At 72.1% G+C, this 17,700-nt stretch carries 15 protein-coding genes; 9 read left to right on the forward strand and 6 right to left on the reverse strand.

Annotation, left to right across the window (positions count from 1 at the left end; genetic code table 11):
• Nucleotides 1-18 precede the first annotated feature (18 nt).
• Nucleotides 19-627: a DsbA family protein gene (locus tag ACW62_RS05855; protein ID WP_053203168.1), complete on the reverse strand. Its 609-nt coding sequence runs from the start codon at nt 625-627 to the stop codon at nt 19-21.
• A 168-nt stretch (nt 628-795) separates the two neighbouring features.
• On the opposite strand from ACW62_RS05855, the gene pepN reads away from it, so the two are divergent.
• Both pepN and ACW62_RS05865 read left to right on the forward strand, forming a co-directional pair.
• A complete protein-coding gene (pepN, locus tag ACW62_RS05860) occupies nt 796-3,348 on the forward strand; it encodes an aminopeptidase N (RefSeq protein WP_053203169.1) in 2,553 nt (850 codons plus the stop codon).
• A 67-nt stretch (nt 3,349-3,415) separates the two neighbouring features.
• Nucleotides 3,416-4,219: an IclR family transcriptional regulator gene (locus ACW62_RS05865; protein ID WP_053203170.1), complete on the forward strand. Its 804-nt coding sequence runs from the start codon at nt 3,416-3,418 to the stop codon at nt 4,217-4,219.
• On the opposite strand, the gene ACW62_RS05870 is transcribed toward ACW62_RS05865, so the two are convergent.
• Nucleotides 4,220-5,056, reverse strand: a complete 837-nt coding sequence (locus ACW62_RS05870) for an LLM class flavin-dependent oxidoreductase (RefSeq protein ID WP_053203560.1) — start codon at nt 5,054-5,056, stop codon at nt 4,220-4,222.
• On the reverse strand, nt 5,050-6,483 hold the full coding sequence (locus tag ACW62_RS05875; protein ID WP_053203171.1) for an amidase: 1,434 nt from the start codon (nt 6,481-6,483) through the stop codon (nt 5,050-5,052). The genes ACW62_RS05870 and ACW62_RS05875 overlap by 7 nt, the downstream gene beginning before the upstream one ends.
• Nucleotides 6,484-6,601: 118 nt before the next feature.
• Here ACW62_RS05875 and ACW62_RS05880 point away from each other — a divergent pair, with 118 nt between their 5' ends.
• The 3 genes from ACW62_RS05880 (at nt 6,602) to ACW62_RS05890 (ending at nt 10,610) form a co-directional block, all read left to right on the forward strand.
• Complete coding sequence (locus ACW62_RS05880; RefSeq protein WP_053203172.1) at nt 6,602-7,711, forward strand: M48 family metalloprotease; 1,110 nt, start codon at nt 6,602-6,604, stop codon at nt 7,709-7,711.
• 8 nt (nt 7,712-7,719) lie between these two features.
• Nucleotides 7,720-9,318 carry a type IV secretory system conjugative DNA transfer family protein gene (locus ACW62_RS05885; RefSeq protein ID WP_157574439.1) on the forward strand — a complete coding sequence of 533 codons (1,599 nt, stop codon included), beginning with the start codon at nt 7,720-7,722 and terminating at the stop codon, nt 9,316-9,318.
• Nucleotides 9,319-9,536: 218 nt separating this feature from the next.
• On the forward strand, nt 9,537-10,610 hold the full coding sequence (locus tag ACW62_RS05890) for a 3-deoxy-7-phosphoheptulonate synthase (RefSeq protein WP_053203174.1): 1,074 nt from the start codon (nt 9,537-9,539) through the stop codon (nt 10,608-10,610).
• A 189-nt stretch (nt 10,611-10,799) separates the two neighbouring features.
• Here the strand turns inward: ACW62_RS05890 and ACW62_RS05895 are convergent, their stop codons facing one another.
• Genes ACW62_RS05895 through ACW62_RS05905 form a run of 3 tightly spaced genes read right to left on the reverse strand, consistent with a single transcriptional unit; the run spans nt 10,800 to nt 13,479 of the window.
• Nucleotides 10,800-11,393, reverse strand: coding sequence for a DUF624 domain-containing protein (locus ACW62_RS05895; protein ID WP_053203175.1), 594 nt, complete (start codon nt 11,391-11,393; stop codon nt 10,800-10,802).
• 14 nt (nt 11,394-11,407) lie between these two features.
• Complete coding sequence (locus ACW62_RS05900) at nt 11,408-12,313, reverse strand: dihydrodipicolinate synthase family protein (RefSeq protein ID WP_053203176.1); 906 nt, start codon at nt 12,311-12,313, stop codon at nt 11,408-11,410.
• Nucleotides 12,310-13,479 carry a mandelate racemase/muconate lactonizing enzyme family protein gene (locus tag ACW62_RS05905; protein ID WP_053203177.1) on the reverse strand — a complete coding sequence of 390 codons (1,170 nt, stop codon included), beginning with the start codon at nt 13,477-13,479 and terminating at the stop codon, nt 12,310-12,312. The genes ACW62_RS05900 and ACW62_RS05905 overlap by 4 nt, the downstream gene beginning before the upstream one ends.
• Nucleotides 13,480-13,565: 86 nt before the next feature.
• Here ACW62_RS05905 and ACW62_RS05910 point away from each other — a divergent pair, with 86 nt between their 5' ends.
• From ACW62_RS05910 to ACW62_RS05925, 4 genes are read left to right on the forward strand one after another with little or no spacing between them, the layout of a single operon-like run.
• Nucleotides 13,566-14,357 carry an IclR family transcriptional regulator gene (locus tag ACW62_RS05910; RefSeq protein WP_083459323.1) on the forward strand — a complete coding sequence of 264 codons (792 nt, stop codon included), beginning with the start codon at nt 13,566-13,568 and terminating at the stop codon, nt 14,355-14,357.
• Between the two features lie 34 nt (nt 14,358-14,391).
• Entirely contained in the window at nt 14,392-15,843 is a 1,452-nt protein-coding gene (locus tag ACW62_RS05915; RefSeq protein ID WP_053203179.1) for an ABC transporter substrate-binding protein, read from the forward strand.
• 3 nt (nt 15,844-15,846) lie between these two features.
• The gene (locus ACW62_RS05920) at nt 15,847-16,803 is read left to right on the forward strand and encodes a carbohydrate ABC transporter permease (RefSeq protein ID WP_053203180.1); all 957 of its coding nucleotides are present in this window, start codon (nt 15,847-15,849) and stop codon (nt 16,801-16,803) included.
• Nucleotides 16,800-17,696, forward strand: coding sequence for a carbohydrate ABC transporter permease (locus tag ACW62_RS05925; protein WP_083459327.1), 897 nt, complete (start codon nt 16,800-16,802; stop codon nt 17,694-17,696). The genes ACW62_RS05920 and ACW62_RS05925 overlap by 4 nt, the downstream gene beginning before the upstream one ends.
• The last annotated feature ends 4 nt before the right edge of the window (nt 17,697-17,700 follow it).

Raw genomic sequence — 17,700 nt, forward strand, 5'->3', positions numbered from 1 at the left:
GCGTCAGTCTGCCGTACGTCAGCCGAAGACGGGCTCGCGGGTGCGCGTCCGCTTGAGCTCGAAGAATCCGTCGTACGAGGCCAGCGCCCGCACGCCGTCCCACAGGCGGCCGGCCTCGTCGCCGCGCGGCGCCGGCGACAGGACGGGGCCGAAGAACGCGTAGCCGTCGACCGCGAGGACCGGCGTGCCGACCTCGTCGCCGACCTGGTCCATCCCGGCGTGGTGGGTCTCCTTCAGCGCGGCGTCGTACTCGTCGGTGCCGGCGTACGCGGCCAGCGACGCCGGCAGGCCGACCTCGGCCAGCGCCTCGGCGATGACGACCGAGCGGTCCTTCTGGCCGCCCGGGTGGAACCGGGTGCCCATGGCGTCGTAGAGCGGCTTCACCCAGCGCTGGCCGTGCAGTTCCTTCGCCGCCGTGATGACGCGCACCGGGCCCCAGCTGCCGGCCATCAGCCGGTTGTACGACTCACCCAGGTCGCGCCCGGCGTTGAGGTACGACAGCGACATCACGTGCCACGTCACCTCGACCGGCCGGACCCGCTCGACCTCCATCATCCAGCGCGACGTCATCCACGCCCACGGGCAGATCGGGTCGAACCAGAAATCGACGGGGGTGGTCTCACTCATGGGGGTGCCCTTCATAACAGGGGTGCTAGCTGACCGCAGGGTCTGACGCAGTCGGCAGCAAATTGACGTGTCAAGGAGGTCTCAAATCTGGCCAACCGCGCGACGGCGCGGTCGATTCCCGCGCCCCACGGCCAGCGCGACGGCGGATGTTCTGCCAGGATCGAGGCCATGTCTGGCACGAACCTGACCCGCGACGAGGCACGCGAGCGCGCCTCCGTCGTCGACCCCGCGTCGGTGCGCTACACCGTCGAACTTGATCTCACCCGCGACGACACCACGTTCGGGTCGACGACGACGGCGACCTTCGCCGCCACCGAGGGCGCCGAGACCTGGCTCGACCTCATCGCGCCCACGGTGCACGAGGTCGTCCTCAACGGCACCGCGCTCGACCCGGCCGAGGCCTACGACGGCTCCAGGGTCCGGCTCACCGGCCTGGCCAGCGAGAACGAGGTCAAGGTCGTCGCCGACGCCGCCTACATGCACACCGGCGAGGGGCTGCACCGGTTCGTCGACCCGGTCGACGACGAGGTGTACCTCTACTCGCAGTTCGAGGTGGCCGACGCCCGCCGCGTCTACGCCTGCTTCGAGCAGCCCGACCTCAAGGCCGAGGTGACGTTCCTGGTCGACGCGCCGTCCGGCTGGCAGGTCGTATCGAACTCGCCGGGCAAGGCCGGGAAGGCCAGCCACGGCAAGAAGCGGTGGACGTTCGAGCCGACGCCGCGGCTGTCGACGTACGTGACGGCGATCGTCGCAGGTCCGTACCACGTCGAGCGGTCCGAGCACGTCGGCAAGGAGAAGACCTTGCCGCTGGCGCTGTACTGCCGCAAGTCGCTGGCCGAGCACCTCGACGCCGACGAACTGTTCGACGTCACCAGCCGCGGCTTCACGTTCTTCGAGGACGTATTCGGGCTGGCCTACCCGTTCGCGAAGTACGACCAGCTGTTCGTCCCGGAGTTCAACGCGGGCGCCATGGAGAACGCCGGCGCCGTCACCCACCACGAGGACTACGTCTTCCGCAGCCGCGTCACCGACGCCGCCTACGAGCGCCGGGCCGAGACGATCCTGCACGAGATGGCGCACATGTGGTTCGGCGACCTCGTCACCATGCGCTGGTGGGACGACCTGTGGCTGAACGAGTCGTTCGCCACGTGGGCGTCGGTGCTGTCGCTGTCCGAGGCGACCCGGTGGACCGACGGCTGGACGACGTTCGCCGTCACCGAGAAGCTGTGGGCGCTGCGCCAGGACCAGCTGCCGTCCACGCACCCGATCTCCGCCGACATCCGCGATCTCGAGGACGTCGAGGTCAACTTCGACGGCATCACCTATGCCAAGGGCGCCAGCGTGCTGAAGCAGCTGGTCGCCTGGGTCGGCCGCGACGCGTTCCTCGAGGGCGTGCGGGCGTACTTCGCCGAGCACGCGTGGGGCAACACCTCGCTCGGTGACCTGTTCGCGCACCTCGAGCGGACCAGCGGCCGCGACCTGTCGGCGTGGAACGAGCAGTGGCTGCGCACGGCCGGCGTCAACACGCTGCGCCCGGTGGTCACCGTCGACAACGCCGGCACGTACACGTCGGTGGTCGTCGAGCAGACCGCCGCGTCCGAGCACCCGGCCATCCGGTCGCACCGGGCGGCGATCGGCCTCTACGACTACGACGACGACGGCGCGCTGGTGCGGCGGCGCCGGATCGAGCTGGACGTCGACGGCCCGCGCACCGAGGTGGCGGAGCTGCGCGGCGAGACCCAGCCCGACCTGTTGCTGGTCAACGACGACGACCTCACCTTCGCGAAGGTGCGCCTCGACGACCGCTCGCTGGCGACGGTGGTGCACTCGATCGGCTCGCTGGACCCGCTGCCGCGAGCGCTGTGCTGGACGGCGGCGACGGACATGCTGCGCGACGCCGAGATGTCGGCCAGCTCGTTCGTCGAGCTGGTGCTCGGCGGCATCGAGCGCGAGACGTCGATGGGCGTGGTGCAGCACGTGCTCGCGTCCGCGCGAGCGGCCATCGAGCTGTACGCGTGGCCGGCCAACCGGACGGTGCTGTCGTCGCGCTGGGCGGCCGCACTGCGGCAGTCGGCCGGGTCGGCCGAGGCCGGCAGCGACCGTCAGCTCGCCTTCACCCGGGCCTGGGTGTCGGCCGCGGCCAGCGACGAGCACGTCGCGGAGATCAGGGCGCTGCTCGACGGCGACGACGAGTTGCTGCCGGGCCTGGTGGTCGACACCGACCTGCGATGGACGCTGCTGCAGCGGCTGGTCGTGCTGGGCGCGGCCGGCGACGACGCCGTCGACGCCGAGCTCGAGCGCGACAACACCGCCGCTGGGCAGCGGCAGGCCGCGTACGCCCGCGCGGCGGTCCCGTCCTACGCCGCCAAGGCAGCCGCGTGGCAGGCCGTCGTCGAGTCCGACGAGCTGCCGAACGCGCTGCTGTCGGCGACGGTGCGCGGTTTCGCCCACCCGGAGCAGCGCGAGCTGGTGCGTGCGTACGTCCAGCCGTATCTCGACGCCGTCCCGCGAGTGTGGGCGGAGCGGACCAACGAGAGCGCGCAGGCCATCGTGGTCGGGCTGTTTCCGCGGCTGCTCGCCGACGCCGCCACGGCGACGACGGTGCGCGGCTGGCTGGAGACGGCCGAGCTGCCCGACGCCGCCCGCCGGCTGGTCGTCGAGGGCCTGGCCGACCTCGACCGCGCGCTGCGGGCCCAGGACCGCGACAGCCAGGCAGGTTGACGGGTTCTGTGCGGGGTCTCATCTACGATGTAGATGACGGTTCCGAGCATGGTGGGGGAGCAACGACGTGCCACGAGTACCAGCCCGCGAGTCCGCCGGCGGCACCCAGAGCGTCGAACGGGCGCTCTCGCTGCTGTCCGCGTTCACCGAGGAGCAACCCGAGCGGCGCATCTCCGAGCTGGTGGCCGCCACCGGGCTGGGCCAGTCGACGGTGTCGCGGCTGGTCGGCGCGCTGGTCAACCTGGGGTACCTGACGCACCACGGGCGTAGCGGGCTGTACGGCGTCGGCCCGCGGGTCATCACACTGGCCGGCATCGGGCTGAACCAGTCGCCGGTGCACCAGCAGTCCCGTCAGCTCGCGCAGAACCTCGCCGCCACGCTGGGCCTCGGCGTCAACGTCGCCGAACGCCACGGCGCCAGCCTGTTCTACCTGTGCCACTTCGAGGGCGCCAACGCGCCGCGGCCGTCCACGCTGATCGGCCGCGGCGGGCCGCTGCACGCCACCGCCATGGGCAAGGCGCTGACCAGCGAGCTTCCGCCTGACGACCTGCGCGGCCTGATCGGCGCCGAGTACGCCCGCTACACCCCGCACACCATCACGTCGTACGACGAGCTGGCCGCGGCGCTGCGCGACGTCCGCTCCCGCGGCTTCGCGACCGAGCTGGAGGAGCTGGCGTTCGGCCGGGCCTGCGTGGCGGCGCCGATCCGCGACCGGTCCGGCCAGGTCGTCGCGGCGCTGTCGGTGTCGGGCCCGCTGTCGGCGATGAACCTGCCGGCCCGGCAGGACGAGCTGGCGATGATCGCCATCGAGCACGCCGACCAGATCTCGTCCAACCTCGGCTACCACGCCACGGTGACCGCGCTCCCCTGATCACCGGAGGGCGGGCATGACCTCCTCGGCAAACGTGCGCAACTGGCCGGGCGGGCCGCCGAACACCAGGACGTCGGCGCGGTGCTCGGTGACGAGCACGCTCAGCTCGTCGATCCACTGCGACACCGGACCGGCGAGGTAGCCCTCCGAGACGCCGTCGGTGATGGCGCCGCCGACGTTGAAGACGCGGCGGACGGCGGACGGGTCGCGGCCGGCGGCGACGGCAGCGCCGTCGACCCGATCGTTGAGCTCGGGCAGCCGGCGCAGCACGTCGGCGTTGATGGACGGCACCCAGCCATCGGCCAGCCGGCCGGTCAGGGCCAGCGCCCGCGGGCCGTACGCGCCGACCCAGATGCCGATGTCGTGCGCCGGCAACGGCCCGGAGTGCACCCCGCGCAGGTGGTAGTGGTCGCCCTCGAAGCGGAGCCCGCGCTCGCCGCTCCACAGCAGCCGGATCACCTCGATCGCCTCGCCGAGCGCCGCCAGCGCCTCCCCCGGCGTCCGCCGCACGCCCCCGTAGCCCTCGATCGCGTCCCAGAACGCGCCCGCGCCCAGCCCCAGCTCGAACCGTCCGCCGGACAGCACGTCCAGCGACGCCGCCGTCTTGGCCAGCACGCCGGGCGGACGCAGCGGCAGGCAGGCGACGTCGGGGAAGACCCGCAGCGTGGACGTGGCGGTGAGGATGGCGCTCGACAACGCGATGGTGTCGGCGAACCGGCGCTGGTACGGGTGGTCCTGGATGCCGGCGTACTCGAACCCGAGCGACTCGGCCAGCACAGCGGTCTCCAGCAGCGGCTCGGACGCGTCAGGCACCAGGAAGTAGCCGAAGCTCACCATGTGGCCGGCCTCCGATCGCGCCACGGCCGGGCCGCCTCCAGCTGCGCGGCCAGCGACAACAGCGTCTCCTCCGCGCCGTGGCGGCCGCCGAGCATGACGCCGACCGGCAGCGTGACGCCGTCGGCCTCGGTCGTCTCGAGCGGGAGGCTGACGGCCGGCCAGCCGGTGAGGTTCCAGATGCTGGTCCACGGCGTGAACGCCATCTGCGCGGCGAAGTCGGCGGCGGGGTCGGCGTCGTCGCGCTGCGAGCCGACCGGCGCCGGCAGCCGCGCCAGCGTCGGGCTCAGGATGACGTCGTAGGCCGCCCAGGTGGCCGCCGTCTCGCGCGTCGTCGTCTGGATCAGCCCGAGCGCCGACGCGTACTCGATGCCGCTGACCGACCGGCCCTTCTCCCGCAGCCAGCGGGTCAGCGGCAGCAGCAGGTGCTCGTCCTCGGGCGGCACCGGCGCGCTCAGCGCCAGCACCGACCAGACGGCCTCGAAGGAGTCCCAGCGCTGCGCCGCGAACGGCACCGGCGCCGGCTCGACCTGGTGGCCGAGGTCCTCCAGCAGCCGGGCGGTGCGGACGACCGCGGCCAGGCAGGCGTCGTCGACGGGTGCGTCGTCGACGATGACCGGAGTGGTCAGCAGGCCGACGCGCAGTCGCCCGGGCTCGCGCTCGCAGGCGTCGAGGAAGGTGGTGCGCGGCGGCGCGAGCACGTAGAGGTCGCCGGGCCACTGGTGCGACAGCACGTCGAGCAGCGCCGCGGTGTCGCGGACGTCGCGGGTGAGCACGCCGTTGGACGCCAGGCCGGCGCCCTCGGGGTGGTACGGGCCGGGGCTGACGCGGCCGCGGGTGGGCTTGAGGCCGACCAGCCCGCAGGCGCTGGCCGGGATGCGGAGGGAGCCGCCGCCGTCGCTGCCGTGTGCGATGGGCGCGATGCCGGCCGCGACCGCCGCCGCCGACCCGCCGCTGGACCCACCGGCCGACCGCGTGGTGTCCCAGGGCGTGCGGGCCGGCGGCGCGATGTCGGGCTCGGTGTACGGCGGCAGGCCGAACTCGGGCGTGTTCGTCTTGCCGAGCATCAGCGTGCCGGCCTGGCGCAGCAGGGTGACGACGCCGTCGTCGGCGGGCGCCACGAAGTCGCCGAGGGCGGCGCTGCCGAACCGGAACGGCACGCCGGCCACCATCGCGAGGTCCTTGACGGGGCACGGCACGCCCAGGAACGGCGGCAGCTCATCGCCGGAGCGGGTCTCCCGGAGCAGGATCTCGGCCTCGGCGGCCTGCTCGCGGGCGAGGTCGGGGGTCAGGGTGACGAAGGCGCCGACGGACGGGTCCAGCCGATCGGCCCGTTCGAGCGCGTGGTCGGCCACCTCGGACGGCGACACCTCACGCTTGCGAACGGCTGTGGCCAGCTCCAACCCGGTCAGCTCATGGATCTCGCTCACGTCTTCGACCCTACGGTGCCCAGCCGTCCAGCGCTCACGATCTTGCCTGACGTTGTCACAGCCAGCGGTTATGGTGACTTTCACAAGCAGTGACACCCCTGGGTCATCGGAGGCGGCGATGAGCGACGACGGCCGGACGTCCGGCGTGCGGCCCAGCGGGCCCCCGGGCGGCTTCGACGACCCCGATCCACCGGCGGCCACCGGTCTCACCGGGCTGCGGCAACGCCTCGGCACACCGTCCGGCAGCACGGCACCGCGACCGCTGCGCACCCGGCGCCGCGCCGACCTCTCCACGCTGGCCTCGCTGGTGCTGGCGCTGCCGTGGTTCGTGTTCAGCCTCACCGTAGTCGGCATGGTCGGGCTGGGCATCGGCGCGCTGGTGGGCAACACCACCGTCGTGCCCATCCTGTGCATGGTGCTGTGGCTGGCCAGCGGCGTGCTGATCTTCTACCGGCCGGTCGAGGTCGCGGTCGCCCGGTTCTTCCTGCGCGCCCGCCGGCCCACGCCCAGCGAGCGCGAGCGGCTGGAGCACGCCTGGATCGAGGTCAGCCAGTCCGCCGGGCGCGACGGCGGCAAGTACCAGCTGTTCATCGAAGACAGCGACGCGCTCAACGCCTACGCCGCGTCCGGGCACATCGTCACCGTCACCCGCAAGACGCTCGAGGCCATGCCGCACCACCACCTGGCCGCGGTGCTGGCGCACGAGCTCGGCCACCACCTCGGCGGCCACCCGTGGAGCAACCTGCTGGCCTACTGGTACTCGGTGCCGGCGCGGCTGCTCACCCGCATCCTGCGGCTGGTGCTGCGGGTGGTCGTCACGCTGTTCTCCATGCTGTTCGCGGTGGTCGCCCGCATGCCGGGGCTGGCGTCGTTCGTCGCGAAGGTCATCACCTGGTCGCTGCTGCTGTTCGTGCTGTTCTTCGTGACGGTGCTCATGTGGGCGGCGGTCCAGTCCGGCCAGACGTGGGCGCCGCCGACCGTCGCGCTGATCGTGCTGACGCCGCTGATCCTGCCGTGGCTGGCCCGGCGCAGCGAGTACCGCGCCGACCGCATCGCCGCCAACCTCGGCTACGGGCACGCGCTGATCGAGGTGTTCGAGGACTGGCTGCGCCAGGGCATGGACGACGACCGCCGCACCTTCGTGCTGCGGGCCCGGCTGTTCAGCACCCACCCGGCGCTGGCCGCGCGCATCAAGCGACTCGACGCCTACCTGCGGAAGAACGCTTAGGGGCCCCCATGCTCAGTCGACGACGCCGCGGCAACACCCCCTGGGACGTGCTGCGCGACGACCACCCCGACGCCGCCGTGGCCATGGACCGGCTGGTCCAGGACGGCCGGCTGTCCGACGTCGACACCGCCCGCATCGCCGGCGCGCTCGACGCCCGGTCCGGCGACGCCACGGCGCTGGCCCAGCTGGCCGACGAGATCGTCCGGTACGGCCCGGCCGCGCTGGCGCACCCGTCGGCGCTGCACGACCTCCCGGTGCCGCGGCTGGCCAAGCACAACCTGGCAGCCGGGCAGGTCCGGCTCGGCCGCACCGTCCAGGACCCGCACGCCGACACCGTCCTCGCCCAGGACTTCGGCGTCGACCAGGACGTCCTGCGCACGTCGCTGCTGGTCATCGGGCCGCCGGGGTCGGGCAAGACGCGCGGGTTCGCGCTGCCCATCGTCGAGCACCTGTCGCTGTCGGCGCTGGCCGGGCAGTCCAGCGTGGTCGTCGTCGATCCTAAGGGCGACGACTTCGCGCACCAGGGCTGGTTCGACGTCACCATCGACCCCCTCAACCCCACCACCGGGTTCGACCTCTACGGCGGCACCCACCACCCCGACACCGCGGCCGACCGGCTGGCCAGCGCCATGCTGCCGCCGTACGTCACCGACGACATGGCCTACTTCATGGACGGCTCGCGCAACGCGCTGTACGCGTGCCTGGCGCCGTTCCACCTGGCGTTCGGGCGGTGGCCGAAGATCCGCGAGATGCTGGCGCTGCTGCGCTCCGAGCAGGGCATGACCGACCAGGTGAAGGCGAACCTGCGCGGGTCGGAGGGCAAGGAGGCCAAGGCGCTGCTCGACAGCCGCCGCGACCAAGCCAACCGCAACGCCGACCCGGCCGCGTCGCTGGTCGAACGGTTCCAGCTGCTGGCCCGGCCGCGGCTGATGGAGCTGTTCGACCGCGAGAAGACCTTCCGCATGCACGACATCAACAAGCCGACGCGGGTGCGGGTGTCGCTGCCCGAGGCCGAGTTCCCCGACGCCACCCGCATCCTGGCCCGGCTGGTGGTGTCGCAGTTCGTGCAGGTCACGTCCGCGCCCGACACCAACCGCGGCATCTTCAAGGCGCTCGCCATCGACGAGGCCGGCCGTTTCGTCGACGACTACGTCGCGCGCGGCGTGCAGAAGCTGCGCTCCAACAACGCCGGGCTCATCCTGCTGGCGCAGACCATCAGCGACTTCCCGGTGCAGGTCCGGGCCACGGTGTTCGGGTCGGTCGGCTGCAAGGCGGTGTTCGGCGGCATCGACCCGGTCGACGCCAAGGTGTTCTCCGACTGGTTCGGCGACCACTGGGTGTCCGAGGTCAGCTACAGCCAGGGCGAGGCGACCGGCCTGGCCCACACCAGCGGCAGCTCCCGCGACAGCCGCGGCGGCTGGAACCGCTCCGACGGCGAGACCCGCAACTGGGGCGTCACCAAGGGCACCAACCTGCGCCGGGTCGAGCGACCGCGCTGGACCGTGTCCGACATCGTCACCCGCATCCCGGCCGGCCACTGCGTCGTCGCACTGTCCCGCTCCGACGGCACCCGCACCGGCCCGACGCTGATCAACCTGCGCGCCTGAGCGCACGGTCGGCTATAGTTCGATCCGTGATCGCGGTCCGTCGGTATCCGTATTTTGCGCAGGCTCCGGGTGGAGCCGGGCGTGTCATGCGCTGACCGACGAACCACCCGGAGCCAGCTGGGCAGAGACGTCTCGTCTCTGCCCTTCGTCATGAGACGGGCCGGCTCGGTGGTGATCCGACGGGACGTCCCGCTCGTCGCAGAGGAGACGTAGTACCCATGTCCGAGCCCCAGTCCCCCACCGGCGACCTGCGCGTCACCGGGTTCCAGCCGCTCGTCCCGCCGGCCCGCATGCTGGCCGAGCTGCCGATGGACGAGGAGCACGCCGCGCTGGTCCGCGACAGCCGGGCCGAGGTCCGCCGCATCATGGCCGGCGAGGACGACCGCCTGCTGGTGGTCGTCGGCCCGTGTTCGGTGCACGACCCGGTGGCGGCGCTCGACTACGCCCGGCGGCTCCGGCCGGTGGCCGACGAGCTGCGCGACGACCTCGCCATCGTCATGCGGGTGTACTTCGAGAAGCCGCGCACGACGGTCGGCTGGAAGGGGCTGATCAACGACCCCGGGCTGGACGAGACGTTCGACGTACGGCGTGGGCTGCGCATCGCCCGCGAGCTGCTGTTCGAGGTGCTCGGCGCGGGGCTGCCGGTGGGCTGCGAGTTCCTCGAGCCGATCAGCCCGCAGTACATCGCCGACACCGTGTCCTGGGGCGCCATCGGCGCGCGCACCCCGGAGAGCCAGGTGCACCGCCAGCTCGCCTCCGGCCTGTCCATGCCGGTCGGCTTCAAGAACGCCACCAGCGGTGACGTCCAGGCGGCCATCGACGGCTGCACGGCGGCGGCGCACGGCCACGTGTTCTTCGGCGTCGACCACGACGGCCGCGCGGCCGCCGTCAGCACCGCCGGCAACCCCGACTGCCACGTCATCCTGCGCGGCGGCAGCGCCGGCCCGAACTACGGCCCGGACCACGTCCGCGACGCGCTCGCGCTGCTGCACAAGGCGCAGCTGCCGGAGCGGCTGGTCATCGACGCCAGCCACGGCAACAGCGGCAAGGACCACGAGCGGCAGGCGGTCGTCACCCGCGAGATCGCGCAGCAGATCGCGGGCGGCCAGCGCGGCATCGCCGGCGTCATGCTGGAGAGCTTCCTGGTGGCCGGCCGGCAGGACATCGGCGCGACGCCGCTGGTCTACGGCCAGAGCGTCACCGACGCCTGCATGAGCTGGGAGACGACGACGGACCTGCTCAGCGAGCTGGCGGCGGCCGTCCGCGCCCGCCGCACCACCGTCCCAGCCTGATCGACGCCAGGGCTCAGCCGAGCGGAGGCGTCCGTGGGCAGGGGTGCGTCCTGGGTGTGACGCGTGCTGGCCTCGTGTCACGTCCTGGTTCTGCGTCACGCGGGACGCTCGGTAAGCGTTTGCCGGCGAGACGGTGGACAAGCACGTGACGCCAGACCAGCCTGAGCGACCACTGTTGATCCGCGGCAGTCAGTCAGCCAGGCCGCGCTGGACGGTGAGCGTCGCGAGCAGCGCGGGCAGGGCGGGGAAGAACAGCGGGACGGCGGCGGGCGTCGTGAGCCAGCCGCCCACCGCCAGCCCGATCACGAGCACGGCCACAGCCAGCGTGGCCAGCGGCCGCCGCCACGCCACCTCGGCCGTGACCTGCCACGACCGCAGCACCGGCAGGTCGAGGTGGGCCACGACGGCGGGCAGCTGGAGCAGCGTCGCCAGGTACCCCGCCGCCAGCACCGCCATGCCCGCGACGAACGGCGTCGACCGCGCCAGCAGCAGGTAGAACACCACGACCCAGACGGTGAGGATGGGCAGGCCGAGCACCAGCTGCGACGAGCGCAGCGACGCGCGCCAGGTGGCCCAGAAGTCGTGCCACAGCCGCGGCGACCGGTCCAGCAGGTAGCCCCGCAGGACGGCGTACAGCGCGGCCGTGGCCGGTGCCAGCCCGAACAGCACCAGCCCGGCCAGCACGCCGAGCAGCCACAGCAGGTTGAGGGCGGCCAGCCGCCAGGGCCAGTCGAGATACCCGTACAGCCGGCCGAACCGCCCGCCGACCTCGATGTCCGCCATGGTCCTCCCGTGCGTCACAGGTCCAACGCGGTCAGGATCTCATCCAGCAGGGCCCGGCCGCCCGCGTCCAGCGGCTTGGCCGGCAGCCGGACGGCCGTGTGCCCGATGATGCCGCGGCGCACCAGCACCTCCTTGTGCACCGCCCAGGCGATGCCCTGCTGTAGGCCGTGCACGATCAGCGGCAGCAGCCGGCTGAACGCCGCCCGTGCCTCGGCCCGCTCGCCGGCGGTCCACGACGCCAGGATCGGCGCGAGCAGGTCGGGGAACTCGCAGGCCGGCATGGTGCCGATCGAGCCGCGCGCGTACTCGTCCAGCACGAACTGCGCGTTCTGCCCGCCCAGGACGGCGAACCCGGCGCCCTCGTCCGCGACGGCGTCCGCGACGGCGCCGACCTTGGGCACCGTGGGCGGCGCCTCGACCTTCACCGACGTGACGCCGTCGAGCTTGCTCAGCTCGACGATCAGCGACGGTGACATCGCGACGCCGGTGACGCCGGGCGCGTCCTGCACCATGACCTCGGTGCCGGCGGAGACGGCGAACTCACCGATGCCGCCGTAGAACTCGACCAGCTGGTCCGGTCCCGGCTTCACCATGAACGGCGGCAGCACCATGAGTGCGTCGGCGCCGCCGGTCGCCGCCTCGCGGGCCTGCTCCAGCGCCGTCACCGACGACGTCCCGTTCACCCCGGCGACGACGGGGACGGCGCTCCCCACGACGGCGCGCACGTCGTGGAGGATCTGCTGCCGCTCCTCCAGCGTCAGCGCGAACCCCTCGCTGGCCATCCCGAACACCGCGACGCCGTCGACGCCGGAGGCCAGCTGGAACTCGACCAGCCGGCGCAGGCCCGGCCGGTCCAGGGCGCCGTCGGGGAGAAAGGGGGTGGCCAGGATCGGGACCAGGCCGTGGACGGTATGGCTCATACGGTTCGACTCTCCTCGGCGATCATGCGGACGGCTTCCTCGTCGACGTCGACCCCGAGACCGGGGCCGGTGGGCAGGGGGATGCGGGCCGGGCCGGCGGCCAGCGGCGTGCGCACGATCCGCTGCCCGACGTCGGTGGACAGCGGCTGGTACTCGAACGCCGTCAGCAGCTCGACGGCGGCGGCGACGTGCAGGCCGGCGGCCAGCGCCACGGCCAGGCCGGTGGAGTGGTGCGGCGCGACCGGGACGTGCCGGGCGGCGGCCAGCTCGGCGATCACCATGGCCTCGGTGATGCCGGTACGGCCGACGTCGGGCTGGGCGATGGCCATGGCGCCGGCGTCGAGCCACTGCCGGAACTCGTAGCGATGCCGCAGCGACTCGCCCGCGGCGATCGGCACCGGCGACCGGGCGGCCAGTTCGGCGTGGCCGGCGAGGTCCTCCGGCGCCAGCGGCGCCTCCAGGAACCAGCCGGACCGCTCGGCCAGGCCCGCGGCCAGCCGCAGCGCCTCGGTGAGCGAGTACGCCCAGTGCGCGTCGACGGCGATCCGCAGGGCCGGCGCGGCACTGCGGACCGCGTCGACGGTGCCGAGGTCGGCGTCGACGCCGTACCCGAGGTGCAGCTTCACCGCGGTGGCGCCGCGGTTCGCCCAGTCGCGGGCCAGCCAGGCCCGGGCGGCGTCGGACGGGCGCGGCAGCCCGGACACGTACACCGGCAGCTCGTCCCGGAACGCGCCGCCGAGCAGGTCGGCGACGGGGCGCCCGGCCAGTTTCCCGGCGAGGTCCCACAGCGCGATGTCGACGGCGGCCAGCGCGTCGGCCTGGTGCCCGGCGAGGTGGCCGCGCTCGCGCATGAGGTCGCGCAGCCGGGACCACGCCGGACGCGGCCGGGTCGCGTCCATGCCCCGCAGTACCGGCGCGAGCAGCAGGTCGACGATCGAGCCGGGCACTTCGGGGGCCACCGGCGCCAGCGCCTCGCCCCAGCCGGCGGTGCCGTCGTCGGCCGTCACCTTGACCAGCAGCGTCTCGAACCGGTCGGAGTACAGGCTGCGCCAGGGCTCGCGCACGGTATAGCCGGGGCCGATCGCGCTGCCGTCACGCAATGCCCCCAGGTAGGCGTCGTCGGCGGCGACCTTCAGGATGAAGGTCTCCACATCACGAATCACCATCAGGTATCCGAGGAGGGCTTGACGCGATGCAACATATGCGTAACTCTCCCACATAGTGCACGCAACCTTCAATATCGGGAGCGACAGTGGCGTCGGAGCAGAGCACGAACCAGAGCGTCGAGAAGGCGGCGAGCGTTCTCGCGGCCTTCCTCGACGGGCGTGCGCTGCGGGTCTCCGACGTCGCGAAGTACGCCGGGCTGGGTCAGTCGACCGCGTCGCGGCTGCTGGCCACGCTGGAGTCGCTGGAGTACGTCGAGCGTGACCCGGCCAGCAGCCTGTACCGGCTCGGCCCGGCCCTGCTCACGCTGGCCGGCGTCGCGATCAACCAGCACCCGGTGCACCGCGAGGCCCGGCCGGCGGCCCAGCTGCTGGCCGGAACGCTGGGCCTCGGCGTCAACGTGGCGGTCCGGCACGGCTCGTCGCTGTTCTACCTGTGCAACTTCGAGGGCCGGCTGGCGCCGAAGTCGTTCACGCTGATGGGGCAGCGCAACCCGCTGCACGCCACCGGCATCGGCAAGTGCCTGCTGCTCGCCCTCACCCCGGCCCAGCGCCGCGACCTGGTCCCCGACCTGCACCGCTACACGCCACGGACGATCTGCGACCACGGCGAGCTCGACACCGCGCTCGACCTGGCGTCGCTCCGCGGCTATTCCACCGAGGTCGAGGAGCTTGCGCTGGGGCGCGCCTGCGTGGCGGCCCCGATCCTCGACCAGTCCGGCGAGATCGTCGCCGCGCTCTCGATCTCCGGCCCGCTCTCCGCGCTGGGACTCGCCGGCGGCGATCCCGAGCTGGCCAGCACCGTCATCGAAGTGGCCGACTCGATCAGCGTCGGCCTCGGCTATCTCGGTCCCCGGCATGCGCCGGCGGAGCGACACTGACCCACGTTCACCGACAAAGGAGTCCGCGAGAACCATGTCTCGAACCCGACGCACGCTGCGCTGGGCGGCCGCCGCATCGGCCGTCGCCCTGACGGCCACCGGCTGCAACCTCGTCGGCAGTAGCGAGGACGACAGCGGCAACGACGACGCCTCCGGCGAGAACGTCACCATCACCGTCGCGCTGGTCCCGGACCCGCCCGGCGCCAGCGAGTTCTACCGCGCCCAGTTCGACCAGTTCGAGGAGGAGAACCCGGGCATCACCGTCGAGGTGGTCGAGAACCCCTCGGACCAGCAGCTCAATGCCGTCGAGCTGATGTTCCAGCAGGGCGACCCGCCGGACGTCTTCCGGGCCCAGGCCGACGGCTTCGACCGCATGTACGAGCGCGGCTGGACGCACTCGCTGGAGGAGTTCGTCACCGACGAGTTCATCGACCGGTTCCCCGAGGGGACGATGAACCCCGCGACGTCAGGCCTGCACCGCGACGGCGAGCTGTACACGCTGCCGCTGGTCACCGGGAAGTGGGACGTACGCGTGCTGATCTACAACGAGGCAGTGCTGCGCGAGAACGGCTTCGACGCGCCGCCGGAGACGTGGGGCGAGCTGGAGGAGATGGCCACCACCATCACGCAGAACGGCGGCGGCTCCGTCTTCGGCTATGCGCCCACGGACGGCAAGGCCATCGCGGTCGAGATCCTCGCGCAGACCGCGGCACCGTCGTCGGTGGTCAGCGACGGCATCGACTTCCGCACCGGCCAGCCGGCCACCGCGTCGCCGGGCCTGGTCGAGGCGGTCGAGCTGCACCGGCGCATGCAGGCCAACGGCGCCATGGTGACGGGCTGGGAGAGCTGGGACGGCGCCCGCGCGTTCACCGAGTTCGCCGCCGGCACCATCGCGATGTACCCGAGCGCACCATGGCACGTCGCGGAGGTCCGCAAGCTCAACCCGGAGATCGAGATGGGCATCGCGCCACTGCCGGTGCCGGACGACGGGCGAGGCGGCTACACCCCGATGAAGCAGTCGTTCCAGCCGATCTGGTCGATGTCCGCGGAGACCGAGAACCCCGAGCAGTCGTGGGCGGTCATGGACTTCCTCGCCTCGGAGGACTTCCACCGGGCGTACTACGAGGAGTTCGGCACGCTGACGGCGGTCGAGAGCGCCTGGGAGGATCAGGCCGCCGAAAACCCGGATCAGTCGGCGATCCTCGCGGCCGCCGAGGAGGGCATGCGGCTGGTGCCCAATCCGATCCTCACCGGCGGTGGAGGTGCGGCGATCCTGCAGGCCCGGGCGCAGCGGCCGGAGCTCAAGCACACCGACGCCGCGGTCGACGCGATCATCAACAACAAGCCGTTCCAGCCGATCGCCGAGGCCCTCGACGCCCAGATCCAGGCCTTCCTCGACGGGGAGGTCGCGGCCGGCACGGGCACGCTCGATGACATCACCTTCCCCGACTGGGATCCGCTCGAGAACTTCACCCCGGAGCAGTAGTCCATGGCCTCGTTGCACGCCACCGCCCGGCGGCCACCCGCCGCCGGGCGGCCCCGGGCCGCGCGCTTGCGCCGGCACGCCTGGAGCTACGTGTTCCTGGTCCCCGGGATCCTCCTGTTCGGCGGCTTCTCGCTGTGGCCGCTCATCGCCAGCTGGTGGTACGCGTTCTTCGACTGGGACGGCGTCGGCACCCCGACCGACTGGATCGGGCTCGACAACTTCCGCGAGGTGCTCGGTTCCGGCGCGTTCTGGGACGCGTTCTGGCACTCGTTCGCGTTCTCCTTCGCCGCGCTGGTGATCGAGCTGCCGTTGGCGCTGGTGCTGGCGATCCTGCTGAACAACGCCTGGCTGCGCGGGCGCAACGTGTACCGGCTGGCGCTGTTCCTGCCGGTCGTCACGACCACCGCGGTCATCGGCATCGTGTTCGCGATCTTGCTCGACCCGATCCGCGGCGTGGTGAACACCGCGCTCACCGACATCGGGCTGGCCGACTCGCCGATCAACTTCCTCGGCTCGACCACGAGCGCGCTGCCCACGCTGATCGGCATCGACGTCTGGAAGGGCTTCGGCATCACGCTGATCTACTGGCTGGCGGCGCTGCAGACGATCCCCAAGGACATCCACGAGGCGGCGTTGATCGACGGCGCCAACTCGCGGCAGTCGCTGCGCTTCGTCGTGCTGCCGATGCTGGTGCCGCTGGCGATCGTCATCCTGCTGCTGGTCTTCCAGCGCAGCCTCAACACCTTCGACCTGGTGCAGGCCACCACGCAGGGCGGGCCGAACTACTCGACCGACGTGGTGCCGACCTACATCTACCGGTTCGCGTTCGATCCGTTCCTGCAGGCGCCGAGATACGGCTTCGCCTGCGCGGCCGGCGCGGTCTTCGGCCTGATGACCCTGCTGATCAGTCTGATGCAGGCGCCGCTGCTGCGGGGCCGGTACAAGGCGGGAGCGCCATGAGCACCACCGAACTCGTCCGTGAGACGCCGGCGCCGGCCGCGCCGGACCGCCCGGACCGGCGCAACCGCTGGTACCGGCACCGGCGGAAGCTGTGGCACCTGTTCCTGATCCCGTTCTGCCTGCTCTGGGTCTACCCGTTCATCTGGATGATCTCGGCGGCGTTCAAGTCGCAGCGCGAGATGCTGCTGGGCGGGCTGTCGCTGATCCCGGACGAGTGGACGTTCGACAACTTCGACCGGGCCTGGACGACGGCGAAGTTCGGCGACTACACCATCAACACGATCACGTTCTCGATCACCGTGGTGCTGCTGGTGCTGGTCGCATCGTCGACGATGGGCTACGCGCTGTCCAAGCCGGGCCTGCCGGGCAAGAAGGTGATCATCGGCATCCTCGTGGTGACCATGTTCATCCCGCACAGCTACACGATCATCCCGGTGTTCCTGCTGATCAACGACCTGGGCCTGAACAACGGCCTGCTCGGCGCCGCGCTGGCGCAGGCCAGCCCCGGCCTGGTCGTGCCGATCCTGCTGTTCATGGGGTTCTTCGCCGGCATCCCCCGGGACCTGGAGGACGCCGCCCGGGTGGACGGCGCCGGCTACCTGCGCACGTTCGCCCGGGTGCTGCTGCCGCTGGCCCGGCCGGTGATCGGCACGGTCGCGCTGATGAACTTCGTCTTCGCCTGGAACGCGTTCTTCGTGCCGCTGGTGTTCACGCTCGGCGCGCCGGAGCTGCGCACGCTGGGCGTCGGCATGTTCAGCTTCTTCGGCCAGGAGGGCACCGACTGGACCGGCCTCGCGGCCGGCGCCTGCATCAGCACCGTCCCGATCGTGATCGTCTTCCTGTTCCTGCAGCGCACGTTCGTCGAAGGCATCGCCGGCGCGGTCAAGAGCTGACCGC

The sequence above is a fragment of the Jiangella muralis genome (assembly GCF_001270745.1).
Taxonomy (GTDB): domain Bacteria; phylum Actinomycetota; class Actinomycetes; order Jiangellales; family Jiangellaceae; genus Jiangella; species Jiangella muralis.

Bases quoted from the DNA above. Each gene is read 5' to 3' on its own strand.
- ACW62_RS05920 (WP_053203180.1), top strand. From the start codon at position 15,847: ATGGCCTCGTTGCACGCCACCGCCCGGCGGCCACCCGCCGCCGGGCGG.
- ACW62_RS05855 (WP_053203168.1), bottom strand. From the start codon at position 627: ATGAGTGAGACCACCCCCGTCGATTTCTGGTTCGACCCGATCTGCCCG.
- ACW62_RS05900 (WP_053203176.1), bottom strand. From the start codon at position 12,313: ATGAGCCATACCGTCCACGGCCTGGTCCCGATCCTGGCCACCCCCTTT.
- ACW62_RS05890 (WP_053203174.1), top strand. From the start codon at position 9,537: ATGTCCGAGCCCCAGTCCCCCACCGGCGACCTGCGCGTCACCGGGTTC.
- ACW62_RS05925 (WP_083459327.1), top strand. From the start codon at position 16,800: ATGAGCACCACCGAACTCGTCCGTGAGACGCCGGCGCCGGCCGCGCCG.
- ACW62_RS05895 (WP_053203175.1), bottom strand. From the start codon at position 11,393: ATGGCGGACATCGAGGTCGGCGGGCGGTTCGGCCGGCTGTACGGGTAT.
- ACW62_RS05905 (WP_053203177.1), bottom strand. From the start codon at position 13,479: ATGGTGATTCGTGATGTGGAGACCTTCATCCTGAAGGTCGCCGCCGAC.
- ACW62_RS05885 (WP_157574439.1), top strand. From the start codon at position 7,720: ATGCTCAGTCGACGACGCCGCGGCAACACCCCCTGGGACGTGCTGCGC.
- ACW62_RS05870 (WP_053203560.1), bottom strand. From the start codon at position 5,056: ATGGTGAGCTTCGGCTACTTCCTGGTGCCTGACGCGTCCGAGCCGCTG.
- ACW62_RS05880 (WP_053203172.1), top strand. From the start codon at position 6,602: ATGAGCGACGACGGCCGGACGTCCGGCGTGCGGCCCAGCGGGCCCCCG.
- ACW62_RS05915 (WP_053203179.1), top strand. From the start codon at position 14,392: ATGTCTCGAACCCGACGCACGCTGCGCTGGGCGGCCGCCGCATCGGCC.
- pepN (WP_053203169.1), top strand. From the start codon at position 796: ATGTCTGGCACGAACCTGACCCGCGACGAGGCACGCGAGCGCGCCTCC.